Source organism: Serratia sp. H1w (assembly GCF_000633355.1).
In the GTDB taxonomy this organism is placed as follows: domain Bacteria; phylum Pseudomonadota; class Gammaproteobacteria; order Enterobacterales; family Enterobacteriaceae; genus Chania.
The window spans coordinates 1-17,051 of the sequence record NZ_AYMQ01000055.1; the positions used below are offsets into that span (position 1 = coordinate 1).

Genomic DNA, 17,051 nt, shown 5'->3' on the forward strand with positions numbered 1-17,051 from the left:
CTTGAGGTTTATTGGGTATATCGTATTCATAAGCTTGTTCCAATAAAAAGTATTATGCACGCGCAGTGACTCGCGTGATTATCTAATCCTGTAAAATCAAAATAGATTTCAGAATAGATTCCCTGGGTGTGGCTCACTTACTCTAAATTCCATATTAAATCCCCCATCACGTTATTAGCGTCTTACTAACAAATCAGACATACTTTTTACACCAAGCTTTTTTAAGGCGTTTATTTTATGACTGGTGATAGTTTTAACACTTCGATTACGTGTTAAGGCAATATCAACGAGGGAGACGCCCCTCATTATATCGTTCAAGGTGCTTAACTCCGGCGTGGTTAACTTCCTCTTATAAAAGTCATAACATTTGAAATTTTCGCTGCGGCCAGACTGCATACAGCCATTCATGGCGACTTCTATTTTTTTAATAAAAACATACAATTGATGAAAGAACGAAACCATATCCACATCTTTATCGATGCAGACAATAGATTCATCCTGGGTATCATTAATTAATGTCGTCAGATATTTTTTATCATGTAAAAAAGCACAATGGGTAATAACTTCCTCATCGCAAAACTGCTGAGGAAGGCTTTCAAACAGCTTGACCAAATCAAAGAAATTACCGCAACTATCAATAACAACGCCGTTGTAGTAGCTATTGTCATCCTGCCGGGATTTAAAGGCGAGATAGTTGTTAAAAAAAACCAGCTTTACCTCAGGTAAATAGCTGCGCTCTCTTCTTAACGTCGAAAAGACATACAGCAATGCCAGTCTTAAATAAGAGTTATTCGTTATGCAAGCGACCCTTACCTGGTTCATCTTCAAGTCCCTTTTTTGGTACTGCCCTGGAAAACCGATATTAGTAGTGCTGCGGTTTCCTGGCACTCCGGCCGGATGTAAGCCCACTACCTTTTGCAACTGAGGTTATTAGATAGGAACGACTCTGAGGAAGATGTAAGAGAAGGTTGATAGTTTCTAGGAAAAGTCTTGAAATGCAGTTTTTTACCAATTAAATCAACACCATTTTAAACATTCGAATATCAAAAACCTTCTTGGTAATTAGGAATAACAGCGTATTTACGGACTTTATTCTTAATTCGGCAATAAAATAATAATTAAAGTGGTAGCTATTATCATTTACGGTTGAAGTGAGCAACATTACCCCCCTGGAAGTGCAAAGTTTTATTAACTTGCTAATTCAGCTCTACGTGATGATCACCAGCCACACCCAGAGGGGGACTAGTGGCTTGCAATTCGGAAGTAGGCTCCGATTCGGCCTTCTGTGCTGCCAGGCCGGAGTCGCGACTTAGCGCTCACAGCATAAACTTATGCGAAAATGTCTTTTTCCCTTTTTCATCCCGCCAACCCGCGCCAACGCTTGCTTCAGATGATTATTCCCCAGTGGAAACAGTGTAACCACCGCAGATGGATTTATTCGCCGCGCATCGCTGCGTAAATTGTGATCCCGATCACTCGTACAGCTGTCGTACGAGGTGCGTATTCACCTGAGATGAGCGCTACTATGTTAAATAATAAAGAAAAACCTGCATCATCACCCTGGCTGGCGATCTTCTCGCTGACGGTCGCCTGTTTTGTCATGGTCACCACCGAGTTCCTGCCCATCGGGTTACTCACCAACATCGCCCCCTCCCTGGATGTCAGCACCGGTAAAGCCGGTCTGATGGTCACCATACCCGGCGTGGTCGCCGCCGTGGCGGCTCCCGTTCTGAGCCTGCTCTCTGGACGGCTTGATCGACGGTTGCTGATGCTGGGCCTCTCCACACTGCTGATCGTTTCCAATCTGGTTTCCGCGTTGGCGGTCAACTTCCCCATCATGCTGCTTGGCCGCGTGCTGCTGGGCGTCTGCGTCGGCGGTTTCTGGTCTTTCGCCGCCAACTATGGCCGCCATCTGGTGCCGGTTGCCAGCCAAGGCCGGGCGACCGCGCTGATCCTGAGCGGCATTTCCGTCGGCGCGGTATGCGGCGTCCCTGCGGGAGCATTGATTGGCGATCTGTTCGGTTGGCGCGCCGCGTTCTTTGGCGGTGCGGCACTGGCTGGCATCGTGTTGTTGGCACAAATGCGCCTGCTCACCTCGGTACCACCAAGCCGCCCGGTAACGCCGAGCGATCTGCTGTTGCCGTTCCGTTTGCCGATGGCACGTATTGGGCTAATCGCTATCGTGCTGCTGTTTATCGGCCACTTTGCCGCCTACACCTACCTGCGCCCGCTGTTGCAACAGGTCTTCGTCCTTAGCCCGACGGCTATCTCGTTGCAACTGCTCGCTTATGGTGCCATTGGTTTACTGGGTACCTTCCTAGGGGAGCGGCTGGCGGAGCATAGCCTGCGCGCCACCTTTATCCTGATCACCGCCATGCTGGCCGCAATCCTGATTGTTTCGCCAATCCTGAGCGGGATCCCTGGAGCTACCTTGATGGTGTTGGTCTGGGGGTTGGCATTTGGCGCGGTGCCGGTCTGTGCCACCAACTGGATGTTTGCCGCCGTTCCCCAGGCCCCCGAAGCCGGGCAGGCATTATTGGTGTGTGTGATCCAGATTGCCCTGGCCTCGGGTGCGCTGCTTGGCGGCGAAGTGGTTGACTGGCAAGGCGTCAGCAGCGCGATGCTGTTCGGCGGCGCACTGATCCTGTCGGCTATGCTGGTATTTGGTTGGTCATTACGCAGCAGCATGATTAGCATTAAGCAGCCATAATCATTATTTCCCTGTAGAAACAGCCCCGGCAATGTGCCGGGGCAAGGTATCGAGAGCGTTATGGATCACCATCTGCTAGCTATTCGTGTGTTTAATCGCGTGGTGGAAACCGGCGGCTTTACCCGTGCCGCCGATTCGCTGCGTATGCCAAAAGCCACCGTCACCAAACTGATCCAGAACCTGGAAAATCACCTGCAAACCAAACTGTTCCAACGTACTACCCGCAGCGTTTCGGTCACCTCAGAGGGCGAGTGTTATTACCGGCGTACGGTAAAATGGCTGGCGGAGTTGGAGCAGATGGAAGGCTGCATGACCGAGTCGCAATCCGCACCGCAGGGCGTATTGCGCATTGATGCGGGAGGTTCTACTGCAAGGTTGGTGCTGTTGCCCGCCCTGCCTGAGTTTATCGCCCGCTATCCCCAGATCCAGATCGACCTGGGCGTGGGCGATCGCAACATCGATTTAATCAATGACAGTGCAGACTGCGTGATCCGCAGCGGCCCTTTGGCCGACTCTAGCCTGATCGCCCGGCGCTTGTTCGCATTGCAATGGGTGACCTGCGCTACGCCAGCCTACCTTGCCCGCCACGGCACTCCACAACATCCTTGCGATCTCGAACAGGGATATCCGCTGGCACACTATCGCCACGCACTGAACGACCGTATCCAGCCGCTGCAATTTGTCGATCAAGGCAAAACCATTGATATCCTGCACCGCTACCAGGTCAGCGTTAACGAAAGTAACGCGCATCTAGCCTCCGGGTTGGCTGGCCTGGGTATCATCCAAACACCTCGTTTTATGGCACAGCCGCACCTGGACAACGGCGAATTGATCAGCCTGTTGGATAATTGGCAACCACCGGATGAACAGATGTACGTGGTTTATCCCTCCAACCGCCATCTCAGTGCCAAACTGCGGGTGTTTATCGAGTGGGCGGTAGAGCGATTCCAATCGCTTGCCTGAGGGATCTGCAGGAAGTCTGTGGTAATATTGAGCGTAATATCATTTTGATCCTGTAGGCACACCATGGCATTCATTCCAAAAAACTACGCGAGGCTGGAAACCGGCTACCGCGAAAAAGCACTGAAAATCTTCCCGTGGGTTTGCGGGCGCTGTTCACGTGAATTTGTTTACTCCAACCTGCGTGAGCTAACGGTGCATCACATCGATCATGACCACAGCAATAACCCAGAGGACGGTAGCAACTGGGAAATGCTGTGCCTGTATTGCCACGATCACGAGCACTCAAAATACACCGAAGCCGACCAGTATGGCTCCACGGTGGTCGCTGGTGAAGATGCACAGAAAGACATAGGGCTAGCCACGCATAACCCCTTTGCCAATCTGAAAAACATGATGAAAAAGTAGACTCCACCAGTTAATTGTAGGGGCGCTGCATGCTGCGCCCGATTAGCCACACGCAGCCCCCGATTATCCACACGCTGCGCCCAGTTCTCCCTTTGCCTGCTTGCTACCTTAATCACCGCTCAAATTAACAACTTGCCAAGCTATTAACTTAGGCTGAATTAGCGCCTTTTCGTGGCTTTCCGCCAACTTAATAACCTATCAAGTTATTAAGTTGCCAGATAAACAAACCCGCAAGTTAAGACTTTAGCTACTTGGCAAGTCGCCGCCAATGGGGCATATTGTCGTCATACGCACTTGTTAACTCATTTAATTACCAACCTAACAAGCGCATTAACTTATTAAGTTAGTTGGTTGATAAGTTATCCGCTTGGCAACTTGAGAGATGGCAGCATGATTGTTTTGATCGGTTCGCAGAAAGGTGGCGTCGGGAAATCGACCATGGCGGTAAACATCGCCGGATATCTGATCCTCAAAAAGAAAAAAACGGCCATCATCGTCGATGCCGATGACCAGAAATCCATCATGACCTGGTTCAACGACCGCCAGAATGTCGAAGGCGTGCCACAGATCCCGGTGGTAGCCGCCTCTGGCAAGATCAAAGAAACCCTGCTGGAACTGAATCGTCATTACGATTATGTGATTGTCGATACCGCTGGCCGCGACAGTGCAGAATTGCGCTCTGGGCTACTGGCCGCCGATCTGTTTATCTCGCCGTTGCGCCCTTCACAGATGGACCTGGATACCATCGGCTACCTGTCCGAGATGTTCTCCACCGCGCAGGAATACAATGAAAAGGTGAAAGGCCACATTGTGTTGAACCTGTGCCCAACCAATATCTTCATTAACGAAGCCAACGAAGCGGCCGAAGTGCTGAGCGAATACCCAGAGCTGAAGCTGGTGAACAATCGCCTATGCGATCGCAAAATTTATCGCGATGCCTGGGGCGAAGCGCTAACCGTACATGAAGCGAGCAATGAAAAGGCCCAGCACGAAATCGAAAGCCTGGTAACCGAGGTGATCCTGTGAAAAAGCGTACCCCAACGCACCGCATGTCCGAAGATGAATTTATCAACAGCGCCACGTCGCATACGTTGATTGTTCCCGCCCCTGCCGCAGCCGCCGAAAAACCCCAGGGCCGTAAGCGCATCTATAAAGCGCTGTCCGTCAGCCTGACGGATAACCACGTGGAAATGATCGACGACGTGATTGGCCATGCCGCGCGTAACGGCATCGTACGCATTACCCGTTCCGACGTGATCAAGTTGGCCATCGACAGCCTGGCCGACAAGAGCGAGGCGCAGTTGCTGACGCTGCTAAAGAAGATCTGACCACTCAAAAAATTGCCAGCTTAACAAGTTAACAAACTCGGAAGCTGGCAAGTTTAAGTAATAGATTAACAAGCTGACAACTTATTAACTTACTAAATTAATGATATTGATATCAAAGCCTTAATTCAGAGGCAGCATCCCCATTCGCTGCAAAATCTGCTGTCCTTGTGCACTGAGAATGAAGGCGACCAACTCCTGCGCTGCCACACTCCCCTCCTCCAATAGACACAATCCATAAGTCACCTTGAAGTCGAGCGCGGCTGGCAAACTACGCACTTTTACCTCTGGACAGGTGGCTAATGCCTCGGCATAACTGGCGTAGCCAAGGAAGATATCTGCCTGATGCGTTGCAATCAGATATTCCGCCGCCAGCCGGCCTGCCGGTATCGGTGCCGAATCTGCTCCTCCGACCAACGCCACCGCCCTACTACGCAACACGTCCCCCTGCCCTGGCAATAATTGCTCCAGACGATCGAATAACTGTTGGGCATAATCGCCGGAAGGGTCGGCCAGCGGCGTCGAGGTGCCGACCTGCCATTGGGGATCACACAGTAACGCCAGTAAATCCGGCTGCGTTAACGCCGGAATATTGCGCACCGTGGCACACAAGTGATTACAGGTAAACGGCTGCACCGCCTGCTCAATACCATTAGCCACTAATCGCTGTGGATGTTCAAGGTTGGCAGAGGCGAATATCTGCGGCCTTACGCCTTGTTCAATACGTTGCCGTAATAATCCAGCCGGGCCAAAGGTGGCTTCAACTCGCTGACCGGTTTGTTGCTCGAACTCTGCCAGCAGTGGAGTGAACGCCAGCCGCAGGCTACCTGCGGCAAACAGAGTTATGCTATTCACGGTTACGCTCCCGCAGGCTGTGGAAGATGGGCACCAACGTTTCCAGATGGCTACCAGCAAAGGGCACTGATAACCGCTCAATCGGCAGTTGAAACAACGGCGAGAGATTTTCCGCCGTCAGCACCTGCTGACAATCACCTAACTGATGCCGTCCTTCCGCTCCCAGCAATAATGCCCGATCCGCCACCGCATGGGCGTGGTTGGGCTGATGAGTAGAAAAGATCACCGCCATTTGCCGTTCACGCGCCAGTTGGTCGATCATCGTTAGCACCTTGTCCTGATGGTGCAAATCCAATGCCGAGGTCGGCTCATCAAGGATCAGAACTTCACAGGCCATCGCCAACGCACGGGCTATCAGCACCAATTGGCGCTGCCCGCCGGAAAGGCTGCCAAACTCACGATCGGCAAATGCCAACATATCCAGCGCATGCAGCGCCTGTTTGGCTAACTGATGATCCTGAGCCGAAGGCGAGCGAAATAGCTTCACATGCCGCGCCCGCCCCATCAGCACAATATCCAGCACCTTGTAGGCAAACGGCGGCGTGAAATATTGCGGCACAAATCCTAGCCCGCAGTGACGAGACACGCTCCCTTGGTGCAACGGTAAAGTGCCCAACAAGAGTTGCATCAAGGTGCTTTTGCCACGCCCGTTGGGGCCAAGCACCGCCAGCACTTCACCCCGTTGCAGTTGCAAATCGAGCTGCTGGAACAATGTTGGCTGTCCTGGCCAGCCAAAGCTCAGGTTGTTGACCTGTAAGAGCGTTTCAACCATTCCAACCTCTCACTTGCGCCCGCCGCAACAGCAAAGCAAACAAAGGCGCACCAATTAACGCGGTGAGAATGCCCAGCGGGATTTCGCTGCTGCTCAACGTGCGTGCCAAATCGTCGATCAACACCATATACAACGCCCCAAGGCACATGGCAGCCGGTAATAGACGCCGGTGGTCTGGCCCCACCAGCAAACGGGCCAAATGCGGGATCAGCAGGCCCACCCAACCAATACTGCCGCTGACGGCCACCTGTGCGGCCACAATCACCGCGCATAGCGTCAGGATCAACCAGCGGGTGCGTTCAACGTTAATCCCCAGCGCGGCGGCATCTTCATCCCCCAAGGAAAGCAGGTTGATGCGCCAGCGCAGGCCTAGCAACAGGCCACCGGCCAGCAGCAACGGCAGGAATAACATCAGTAGTTTGTGGCTGTTGGCAGTGGCAAAACTGCCCAACAACCAAAATACGATGCTGGGGAGCTTTTCTTCGCTATCGGCCAGATATTGCACCAGGCTGACACAGGTAGAAAAGAAACCGCTGAGGATCACCCCGGCCAACACCAGCGAAAGAATATTGCGCCGGGCGATGGCGCTGGTGATGGCAAAAATCAGCAACAACGCCGACATGCCGAACACAAAGGCACAGAACAGTAGCATCAACATCGGCAGGCCCAGCAGGATAGCCAAGGTCCCGCCAAAGGCCGCCCCGGAGGAAACGCCGATAATATGCGGATCGACCAACGGGTTACGAAAGACCCCTTGCAGTGCCGCCCCACATAATGCCAGAGCCGCCCCCGCCCCCATGGCTAACAGCACACGTGGGACACGTACACCAAGGATCACCTGCCGCTCGATTGCCGTGATATCTGCATGCTGGCCGATAAACGGTTCCAGCAAAATCATCAGGCTATGACCAGCCGATACCGGATAACGGCCAATGCCCAAAGAAAGCAGCGCACAACAGGCCGTTAGCAGTAGTAATAACCCCAGCTTCATTTCACGGTCTGGCAGCAACTGGCGCGGTAATAGTGCTGATAATACGCATCGACATGTTGCTGTAGATCGACATCGTGAAAACGCTGTGGGTAGAGCGCTTTTGCCATCCAGAGTTCCCCCAACGCCAGGGCTTCCGGCATTGGATAGCCCCAGGCTTTGGCATATTCTGGCATCAGGTAAACCCGTTTGTGTTTCACTGCATCAATCTGCTGCCATTGTGGTGAAGTGAGGATCTGCTGTACGACTTCAGGATAGCGCTCCTGCACAAAGATAACCGCCGGGTTCCACTTCAGCACATCTTCGATCGAAACCTGCTTGAAGCCCTGGATATCTTTTGCCGCTACGTTGACAGCGCCTGCGTGCTGCATCATCAGACCGGTGTATTTACCCGAGCCGTAAGTGGTGAGATCCGGGTTAGCCATATAGACCCGCACCCGCTGTGCCTCTGGAATATCTTGCAGGCGAGCGGCTACCTGTGCGCGCTGTTGGAAGACATCTTTCACCATCGCCTCCGCCTGGGCCTCACGCCCCATCACTTTGCCAATCAGGCGGATACCGTCCTGCAAACCGAGGTTATAGGCCTGATCTTCATCTTCCAGCACCGGGTTGATTTTCCCGGCCTGATCCGCCGGTTCACGACGCAAAGAAATGGCTACCACCGGAATTCCTACCTGCTCGATCTGGGCGATCATATCCGCCGGAGCATAGTTGGCGACAAACACCACCTGCGGATGCAGGCTCAGCAAGCTTTCGATATTGACCGCCGTGAGATCGCCCGGCATTGGCATCTTGGCCAGGCTCGGAGCCAGACGCAGATAGTTTGGCCCCAGCTGTTTCTGCCAGCTGCTGAGCACCCCCACCACCTGTGGCATGGCATCAAGCTGTACTAACAGGTTTAACGTCTGATGTTGTAACACCACGGCGCGGGTGATGTGATCCGGCAGGGTGACGGTACGGTTCAGTTGATCGGTGACCTGGCGCTCCGCAAAAACGCTGGAGGAAAAAACAAGCAAAATCAGTAATAAGCGAGGAATACGTTTAAACATAAGGTGGTCTCTATGGGTTATCGTTATATATAAAATCATATAGCGATAGCCACATTGAAACAATCAGCCGGATCAAACAAGACATGAAAAGGTGAATAGATAGCGAAAGCGCCCCCCCTCACCCTAGCCCTCTCCCAAAGGGAGAGGGCTAGGGTGAGGGGGGAATAAACGTTAGCGATTAACCGAGCGGGCAATGCGCGTATAAGTATGCCAAACACCACGGATCGCCACGCTGTAGGCAAAAATATTCTCCGGCAGCGCCAGGCCAAGGTAACCGGTATCGCCGATATGGTGCAGATCGGCCCCGGCCATTTTGCTCATCAGGGCAATCTGGCGGATGGTTTGGACATCGGCCCCTTCCTGAGAAGTACCGATGGCGGTCATCGCCAGCGCGCCCTGCTGCTGAGTGAAGGCAATCAACGCAGCGACCTTTTCCTGCGACATGCCGGGGATGGTTCCCGGTGCGGGCAGCAGGACGCTATCGGCGCCGTTTTCGATAAACAACGCAATATCCTGTTCGGTGATTAACTGGCTGCCACTTTCGCGCACAATCCCGGCACTGTGCATCTTCCCGGTGACCAGCACCAGCTTGTCACCCACTTCATCACGAATGTGTTTCAGCGCCTCGGCGATGGCCTGGTTGCTGACGCCGTTGTTCGGGTTGCCGGTCAATACCACCATGCGGGCACCCAGCTCATACAGTTTACGGGCGTTTTCTGCCGTGGCGGCACGCCCTGCCGTCATCTGCCAGAACTCATTATGCGCGGTGGCAAACGCCGGATCGACGGCCTCCAGGTTTACGCCAATAACGCGCCTGGTCAGCCGTTGTAGCTCACGTATGGCGTCTTCGGGTGCAACATCGGCAGGCAGCCCGGCAATATGCGGCTGATTAACATCGAACAGATTCAACAGCAGCAGGTCGGCCCCCTGGCTGGCGGCCAGTTCGGCATTGGTGACGTTATTGAGCAATGGCTGAGTCACCGCAATACTTTCACTGACCAGGATACGCCCTTCACTGGCACGGATGGCGTAGATCAGCTCGTCTTTGCTGATGTTGGCCAGATCGCTGGCGCTACAGTCCAGATATCTCTTCATGGTGCACTCTCCCGATGGTTGTTATCGAACCTGTTGGCGACGAATGAGGCTTCTATTGTCACTCGGTCCCCTCACCCTCTCCCAAAGGGCGAGGGGACCGAACGTGCCATAATTTGCCCCCCGTATCTGACCTTGACACGGGCGCAGCATGCAGCGCCCCTACCGTAGTGCAACATTGCCAACTAACGACGCAGGACTAGTTCCCTCTCCCTGTGGGAGAGGGTTGGGATGAGGGGGATACAGCGAGTGTAAACACTCACAAACTTACTTCAGAGTAAAGCTCTGCTGTTGCACGTTGTCCGAGTCCAGACCGACAAACACGTTGAATTTGCCCGGCTCCGCGCTCCATTTCAGGCTGGCGTTATAAAACTTCAGATCATCCTCGGTAATGGGTAATTCCACCCGCTGTTGCTGCCCCGCATGCAACGTCACCTTCTTGAAGTTACGCAGCTCCTTGACTGGGCGGCTGACCGAGGCGGTCACATCCTGCACATACAGCTGTACCACGGTAGCGCCGTTGTACTTGCCGGTATTTTTCAGCATCACGCTGGCGGTAATTTTGCCATCGCGCGCCATTTCCGGGCTGGAAAGCTTGAAGTCCGACAGTTCAAACTGGCTATAACTCAGGCCATAACCGAACGGGTACAACGGGCCATTTGGCGAGTCAAAGTAACGCGAGGTGTACTTGCCTGGGTTTTCCTTACCGAACGGACGGCCAGTATTCAGATGGTTGTAATACATCGGGATCTGCCCCACCGAACGTGGGAAGGTCATGGGCAGCTTGCCGGAAGGGTTATAGTCGCCAAACAGCACATCGGCGATGGCGTTGCCGCCTTCGGTACCGCTGTACCAGGTTTCCAGCATGGCGTCTGCATGTTCACTTTCCCAGCTCAACGCCAGCGGGCGGCCATTCATCAGCACCAGTACCAGCGGCTTGCCGGTGGCTTTCAACGCCGCAATCAGATCGCGCTGGCTTTGCGGAATAGTGATATCTGCCCGGCTGGAGGCTTCATGGGCCATCCCCTGCGCTTCACCCACTACCGACACCACTACGTCGGCCTGTTTGGCGATGTTCACCGCTTCATCGATCATCTGCTGTGGCGAGCGCGTGTCAAAGGCCACCGCGGGCTCATATTCATTCAGATAATCGATAATGCTTTTATCCTGCGTGATATTGGCCCCTTTGGCATACAGGATGTTGGCCTTATCCTTCACCGCGTTCTGCAACCCTTCGCGCACGGTGATCGACTGCTTCACCACGCCTGCCGCCGACCAACTGCCCATGATATCGCGCTGGCTGTCGGCCATCGGCCCGATCAACGCAATGGTGCCCTGCTTTTGCAATGGCAGCGTCTGGTGGTCATTTTTCAGCAACACCATGGTCTTGCGGGCAATCACGCGGGCTTCCGCACGGTGCAGACGGCTTTCGGCATTGGTATCCTGCGGATCGGAGCCCACCGGGCCAAGGTGGTTATACGGATCTTTAAACAGGCCCATATCATATTTGGTATTGAGCACATCGCGGCAGGCGCGGTCGATCTCGCTTTCTGAAACCAGGCCCTCCTTCACCAGCCCTGGCAAGTATTGGTCGTAATACTCGTCGCTCATGCTCATGTCGACACCGGAGGTGATCGCCAGGCGCACCGCGTCACGCGCATCCTGCGCCACGCCGTGTTTAATCAGCTCTTTAATCGCACCGTGATCGCTGATGGTAATGCCTTTGAAACCCCATTGGTCGCGCAACAAATCTTTCAGCAGCCACGGGTTGGCGGTCGCAGGCACGCCGTTGATCGAGTTGAGCGATACCATCACGCCACCGCTGCCGGCATCCACCGCCGCTTTATACGGCGGCAGGTAATCCTGATACATACGCAACGGGCTCATATCAACGGTGTTGTAGTCGCGCCCCCCTTCTGTAGCACCATACAGGGCAAAGTGTTTCACGCTGGCCATCACCGATCCCGGCTTGGACGGATCGCCATTCTGGTAGGCATCCACCATCACTTTAGCGATCTTCGATACCAGCCAGGTATCCTCACCGAACCCTTCGGAGACCCGGCCCCAGCGCGGATCGCGGGTAATATCCACCATCGGCGAGAAGGTCATGTTGAGGCCGTCGTCGCTGGCTTCCTGTGCCGAAACGCGGCCACTCAGAGCGATAGCCTCCATATCAAAGCTGGCTGCCAAGCCCAGGCTGATTGGGAAAACGGTACGCTGACCGTGTACCACGTCATAGGCAAAAAACAGTGGGATCTTCAGGCGGCTGAGCTGCATGGCCTGATCTTGCATCACGCGGATATCATGGCGAGTCACGGTATTGAAGATGGCGCCGATCTGCCCTTTACTGATGCCATCACGGATGGCCTCTTTCGGGTTATCCGGCCCAACGCTGATCAGGCGCAACTGGCCGATTTTCTCTTCCAGCGTCATCTGTTTCATCAGGTTGGCGACAAAAGCATCACGCTGCTGCGCATTGATCCCCTGCGTCACGCTGGTTTCCTGCGCAAAAACCGGGCTGATAGCCAGACCGGACAACATACTCACCACACAAAGCCATTTCATATTTTGATTCTCAGGCACGTCCCCGCCGCCAGTGGCGGCCAGGCATATTAATAGATGTGAGCACGCAGTTTGCCATAGCAGAATCAATTCGTCTGCGTTGACGTCAACAGATGATGCAATCTGGTCCGGCTGGCTTGTGCCTCGGCCCCCAACCACTCGACCAGTCGGGTTAATGAAGCAGGCACCACCGCGTGTTCGGGATAAACCAGATAATAGGCGGCACCGCTGACCACGCTGATGGGGAACGGCGTGATGATGCGGTTAGCCTGAATATCCTCTTCCAGCAGGCACAGATCGCCGATGGCGATACCACAGCCCTGCAACGCAGCGCTCATGGCCAGATCGAGCGTATCGAAATGCTGTGACTTGGCGGAAGGCAAGGTGGTCTGCCCCGCCGCCTTCAACCACAGCAGCCAGTCGCGGCGATCGCGCGTGGGATGCAGCAAGGTGGTCTCTGCCAAATCGGCAGGTTCCACAGGTTGAGCCAGATCGGGCAGATAGTTTGGGGTACAGACCGGCGTCAGGATCTCATCAAATAAATGGTGTACCACCAGCCGTTTGCCCTGCGGCTTGCCGAACACCACCGCCGCATCGAAATGTTCGCTGCCAAAATCCAGCCCGTGTGACACCGACGCGGTCAGTTCGATGTGCATCTCTGGCCGCTCATTCTGCAGGCGAATGATGCGCGGCAATACCCAGCGCATCGCGCAGGTTGGGCATTTGACGCGCAACGTCCCCGGCTGTTCCCCGGCCTTGGCCAGCGCTTGTGCCAGTTGCTCTAACGCCAGCTGTACCGGTGCCAATAGCTGCGCACCCTGTGGCGTTAGCGTCAGCCCGCGCGCTCGGCGGCTGAACAGCGGATAACCCAACTGCTGTTCCAACCCCAGGATCTGGCGGCTGACCGCGCCCTGTGTCAGATGCAGCGTTTGGGCTGCATGGGTAAAATTGAGGCGCTCGGCCACCACCACAAAGGTTTTCAGCACGTCGAGCGAGGGCAATGATGTTTGCATAACAAGTCTCAATAGCTGCATTTATTTTCATTACCAGCCATGATCTGACTGCATGGCAAGCATGACGAATTTTCTCTTGTTAGCCCATCCTAACTGATGCTTAATCATTCGACACCCGATTCTTTTGCCAGGAGCCCACCATGCAGAGCGCCTGCTCGCAACGTTCGAAACTGCCGGACGTTGGCACCACCATTTTCACCGTTATCGGCCAACTGAGCGCCGAACATCACGCCTTGAATCTGTCGCAAGGTGCTCCCAATTTTGCCTGCGACGTGCAACTGGTCGAGGGCGTTGCCCAAGCCATGCGTGCAGGACATAACCAATACGCCCCGATGAGTGGCGTGGCCGCACTGCGTCATGCACTGGCGGACAAAGTTGAACGTCTGTATGGCGCACGCTTCGACGCCGACGACGAAATCACGGTGATCGCCAGCGCCAGCGAAGGGCTGTACTCCGCCATCAGTGCGTTAGTGCATCCCGGTGATGAAGTGACCTATTTCGAGCCGGCCTTCGACAGCTATGCCCCTATCGTGCGTCTGCAAGGTGCCACGCCGGTAGCCATCAAGCTTTCCCTACAGGATTTAACCATTGACTGGGATGAGGTCGCCGCGGCAATCAACAGCAAAACCCGCATGATTATCGTCAACAGTCCGCACAACCCTACCGGCAGCGTATTTACCGAGCACGATATCGAGCGCCTGACGGCCCTGACCCGTAACACCGATATCGTCATTCTTTCCGATGAAGTGTATGAGCACGTGGTGTTCGACGGCGGCATCCATCACAGCATGGCCTGCCATCCTGCTCTGGCAGAGCGCAGCGTGATCGTCTCTTCCTTCGGCAAGACCTATCACGTCACCGGCTGGCGCGTGGGCTACTGCATGGCACCGGCCACCCTGATGGAAGAAATCCGCAAGGTGCACCAATTTATGGTGTTCTCTGCCGATACGCCGATGCAATATGCCTTTGCCACCGCCCTGAATAATCCACAGAGCTACCTGGGCTTGGCGGAGTTCTACCAGCAAAAACGCGATCTGCTAGCCAACGCGCTGCAAAGTTCGCGCTTTGAATTACTGCCCAGCCGTGGCAGTTTCTTTATGCTGGCCCGCTTTAGCGGTTTCAGCAATGAAAGCGACAACGACTTTGCGGTGCGCCTGATCCGCGAAGCGAAGGTTGCGACCATCCCGCTGTCGGCCTTCTACAGCGACGGCACCGATACCGGCATTATCCGGCTTAGCTTCTCAAAAGATAATGACACCCTGTTAGAAGGCGCTCGCCGCCTGTGCCAGGTGTGATCCATTGATTGCTTACCATGGGAAAAAGACCTCGATGAAGAAAACATTAAAGACGCTGATCGCCGCAGGATGTTTACTGGCAGCCGGTTCCACGCTAGCGACAGAGAACAGCCTGCGCTTTGGCCTTGAAGCGCTATACCCGCCCTTCGAGTCCAAATCCGCCAGCGGCCAGTTGGAAGGGTTTGATATCGATCTGGGTAACGCCGTGTGTGCCGCCGCGCAGGTCAAGTGCAGCTGGGTAGAAACCTCGTTCGACAGTCTGATCCCGGCGTTGCAGGCGCGCAAATTTGACGTAATCAACTCGGCGATGAACGTCACCGAACAGCGCAGGCAGGCGATTGCGTTTACCGATTCGATCTATCAAGTACCCAACCGCCTGATCGCCAAGGCCGACAGCGGCCTGAAACCCGATGCCAAATCACTGGCAGGTAAACATGTCGGCGTGTTGCAGGGCTCGATTCAGGAAAACTACGCCAAGGCGCATTGGGCACCTGAGGGAGTCGATGTGGTGTCCTACCAGGATCAGAATCAGGTCTATCTGGACCTTACCGCTGGCCGCCTGGATGCCACCTTGATCATGGCTCCTGCCGGCCAGAGTGGATTCCTGGCGCATCCAGATGGTAAGGGCTTTGCCTTTGTTGGTGATGCGGTACAGGACGACAAAATCCTGGGAGAAGGCATCGCCTTCGGCTTGCGTAAAGACGACACCGCAACGCTGAAAAAGCTCAACGAGGCCATTGCCAAGGTGAAGCAGCAAGGCACCATTGGCGAGCTCTCCAAGAAGTACTTTGGCGATATCGATGTGACGGTGAAATAAAATCGATATCCTCTGGCACTCTTCAGCTGCAAGAGTGCCAGGAAACTCAATTTACTGGCGATCAAACACCGAGCTGTTTAACCCGCGATCCTGCTGATGCCGCTCCAGCGCCAACTCAATCAATGCAGTAATCAACTCGGTATAGCTCACCCCGCTGGCTCCCCACAATTTCGGGTACATGCTGATATTAGTGAAGCCGGGCAGCGTATTAATTTCGTTGATAATAACCTGGTTATCCGACGTCAGGAAAACATCGACGCGTGCCATACCTAAACAATCCAGCGCTTTGAAGGCCTGCAATGCCACATCGCGGATTTTGTCGCTAACGTCCTGCTCAAGATCCGCTGGCACCACCACCTGCGCGCCCTGCTCATTAATATACTTGGTGTCGTATGAATAGAACTCATCGCTCAGAACGATTTCGCCACACACGCTGGCCTGCGGATTATCGTTACCCAGTACCGCGCACTCAATCTCACGGCCAACAATGGCCGACTCCACCAGTACTTTGTGGTCAAAACTGAATGCCAAAGCGATAGCCTGTGCGAACTCTGCCTCATCATGTACCTTGCTGACGCCAACGGAGGAACCCTGGTTCGCCGGTTTAACAAACAGCGGTAACCCAAGGCTTGCCGTTAATTGGGCAAAAGTGTATTTGTTGCGATTAGAGCGCGTCAGCGTCACAAAGGGTGCCACGGACAACCCGGCATCGCGCAGCAAGCGCTTGGTGACGTCTTTGTCCATGCTGACCGCTGAACCCAGCACGCCCGCACCAACAAACGGCATGTTGGCCATACGCAGCAATCCTTGCAGCGAGCCGTCTTCCCCCAGTGTGCCATGCACGATCGGGAATACCATGTCGAGCTGCCCCAAGGCACCGGCACCATCGGCCTGGATCAGCTGTTGTTTCTCATACCCAGGGACCAGCGCCACGTTTTTATTCGAGTGGTTCAGCGCGATCAACGCCGGGTTTTCCGCATTCAGCAGGAAGTTGGAGGCATCGTTAAGGTGCCACTGCCCCTGCTTATCGATCCCCAGCAGCGTGACGTCAAACTTGTCTTTATCGATGGCATCCAGAATGTTTTTTGCCGACTGTAGCGAAACCTCATGCTCCGCCGATTTGCCCCCAAAGATCACCCCAACACGTAGTTTAGTCACGCCCTAAATCCTTCTTGAAAATGTCATGGCAACAAAGCCAGCCTTCA

16 protein-coding genes are annotated in these 17,051 nt (G+C 54.3%); 7 read left to right on the forward strand and 9 right to left on the reverse strand.

From position 1 onward, the window contains the following. Positions 1-174: 174 nt before the first annotated feature. Positions 175-822: a LuxR C-terminal-related transcriptional regulator gene (locus U869_RS32550; protein WP_025120149.1), complete on the reverse strand. Its 648-nt coding sequence runs from the start codon at positions 820-822 to the stop codon at positions 175-177. Positions 823-1,525: 703 nt separating this feature from the next. Between U869_RS32550 and U869_RS0112625 the strand changes: the two genes are divergently transcribed. The 5 genes from U869_RS0112625 to U869_RS0112645 all read left to right on the forward strand — a co-directional run bounded on the left by U869_RS0112625 (position 1,526) and on the right by U869_RS0112645 (position 5,406). Continuing rightward, positions 1,526-2,710: an MFS transporter gene (locus tag U869_RS0112625; protein WP_025120150.1), complete on the forward strand. Its 1,185-nt coding sequence runs from the start codon at positions 1,526-1,528 to the stop codon at positions 2,708-2,710. Positions 2,711-2,770: 60 nt separating this feature from the next. Continuing rightward, entirely contained in the window at positions 2,771-3,673 is a 903-nt protein-coding gene (locus tag U869_RS0112630; RefSeq protein ID WP_025120151.1) for a LysR family transcriptional regulator, read from the forward strand. A 63-nt stretch (positions 3,674-3,736) separates the two neighbouring features. Beyond that, positions 3,737-4,078 (forward strand): HNH nuclease YajD, encoded by a 342-nt coding sequence (gene yajD, locus U869_RS0112635; RefSeq protein WP_025120152.1) that lies wholly within the window; start codon positions 3,737-3,739, stop codon positions 4,076-4,078. Between the two features lie 390 nt (positions 4,079-4,468). Continuing rightward, a complete protein-coding gene (locus tag U869_RS0112640) occupies positions 4,469-5,104 on the forward strand; it encodes a division plane positioning ATPase MipZ (RefSeq protein WP_025120153.1) in 636 nt (211 codons plus the stop codon). Then, positions 5,101-5,406, forward strand: coding sequence for a hypothetical protein (locus U869_RS0112645; RefSeq protein ID WP_025120154.1), 306 nt, complete (start codon positions 5,101-5,103; stop codon positions 5,404-5,406). The genes U869_RS0112640 and U869_RS0112645 overlap by 4 nt, the downstream gene beginning before the upstream one ends. Before the next feature lie 120 nt (positions 5,407-5,526). Here the strand turns inward: U869_RS0112645 and modA are convergent, their stop codons facing one another. From modA to U869_RS0112680, 7 genes are all read right to left on the reverse strand, one after another. Beyond that, positions 5,527-6,258 (reverse strand): molybdate ABC transporter substrate-binding protein, encoded by a 732-nt coding sequence (gene modA / locus U869_RS0112650; RefSeq protein WP_025120155.1) that lies wholly within the window; start codon positions 6,256-6,258, stop codon positions 5,527-5,529. Next, complete coding sequence (locus U869_RS0112655) at positions 6,251-7,030, reverse strand: ABC transporter ATP-binding protein (RefSeq protein ID WP_025120156.1); 780 nt, start codon at positions 7,028-7,030, stop codon at positions 6,251-6,253. Before U869_RS0112655 ends, modA begins: the two co-directional genes overlap by 8 nt. Further along, a complete protein-coding gene (locus tag U869_RS0112660) occupies positions 7,023-8,021 on the reverse strand; it encodes an iron ABC transporter permease (protein WP_025120157.1) in 999 nt (332 codons plus the stop codon). The genes U869_RS0112655 and U869_RS0112660 overlap by 8 nt, the downstream gene beginning before the upstream one ends. After that, on the reverse strand, positions 8,018-9,067 hold the full coding sequence (locus tag U869_RS0112665) for an ABC transporter substrate-binding protein (RefSeq protein WP_025120158.1): 1,050 nt from the start codon (positions 9,065-9,067) through the stop codon (positions 8,018-8,020). Before U869_RS0112665 ends, U869_RS0112660 begins: the two co-directional genes overlap by 4 nt. A 171-nt stretch (positions 9,068-9,238) precedes the next feature. Then, positions 9,239-10,162, reverse strand: a complete 924-nt coding sequence (locus tag U869_RS0112670) for a hypothetical protein (RefSeq protein ID WP_025120159.1) — start codon at positions 10,160-10,162, stop codon at positions 9,239-9,241. Between the two features lie 264 nt (positions 10,163-10,426). Further along, positions 10,427-12,724, reverse strand: coding sequence for a beta-glucosidase BglX (bglX, locus tag U869_RS0112675; RefSeq protein ID WP_025120160.1), 2,298 nt, complete (start codon positions 12,722-12,724; stop codon positions 10,427-10,429). Positions 12,725-12,807: 83 nt separating this feature from the next. Then, on the reverse strand, positions 12,808-13,734 hold the full coding sequence (locus U869_RS0112680) for a LysR substrate-binding domain-containing protein (protein WP_025120161.1): 927 nt from the start codon (positions 13,732-13,734) through the stop codon (positions 12,808-12,810). 140 nt (positions 13,735-13,874) lie between these two features. Here U869_RS0112680 and U869_RS0112685 point away from each other — a divergent pair, with 140 nt between their 5' ends. Both U869_RS0112685 and U869_RS0112690 read left to right on the forward strand, forming a co-directional pair. Beyond that, complete coding sequence (locus U869_RS0112685; RefSeq protein WP_025120162.1) at positions 13,875-15,029, forward strand: pyridoxal phosphate-dependent aminotransferase; 1,155 nt, start codon at positions 13,875-13,877, stop codon at positions 15,027-15,029. A 34-nt stretch (positions 15,030-15,063) separates the two neighbouring features. Further along, a complete protein-coding gene (locus tag U869_RS0112690) occupies positions 15,064-15,846 on the forward strand; it encodes an ABC transporter substrate-binding protein (protein WP_025120163.1) in 783 nt (260 codons plus the stop codon). A 51-nt stretch (positions 15,847-15,897) separates the two neighbouring features. On the opposite strand, the gene ddlA is transcribed toward U869_RS0112690, so the two are convergent. After that, a complete protein-coding gene (gene ddlA / locus U869_RS0112695) occupies positions 15,898-17,004 on the reverse strand; it encodes a D-alanine--D-alanine ligase (protein WP_025120164.1) in 1,107 nt (368 codons plus the stop codon). Between the last annotated feature and the right edge of the window lie 47 nt (positions 17,005-17,051).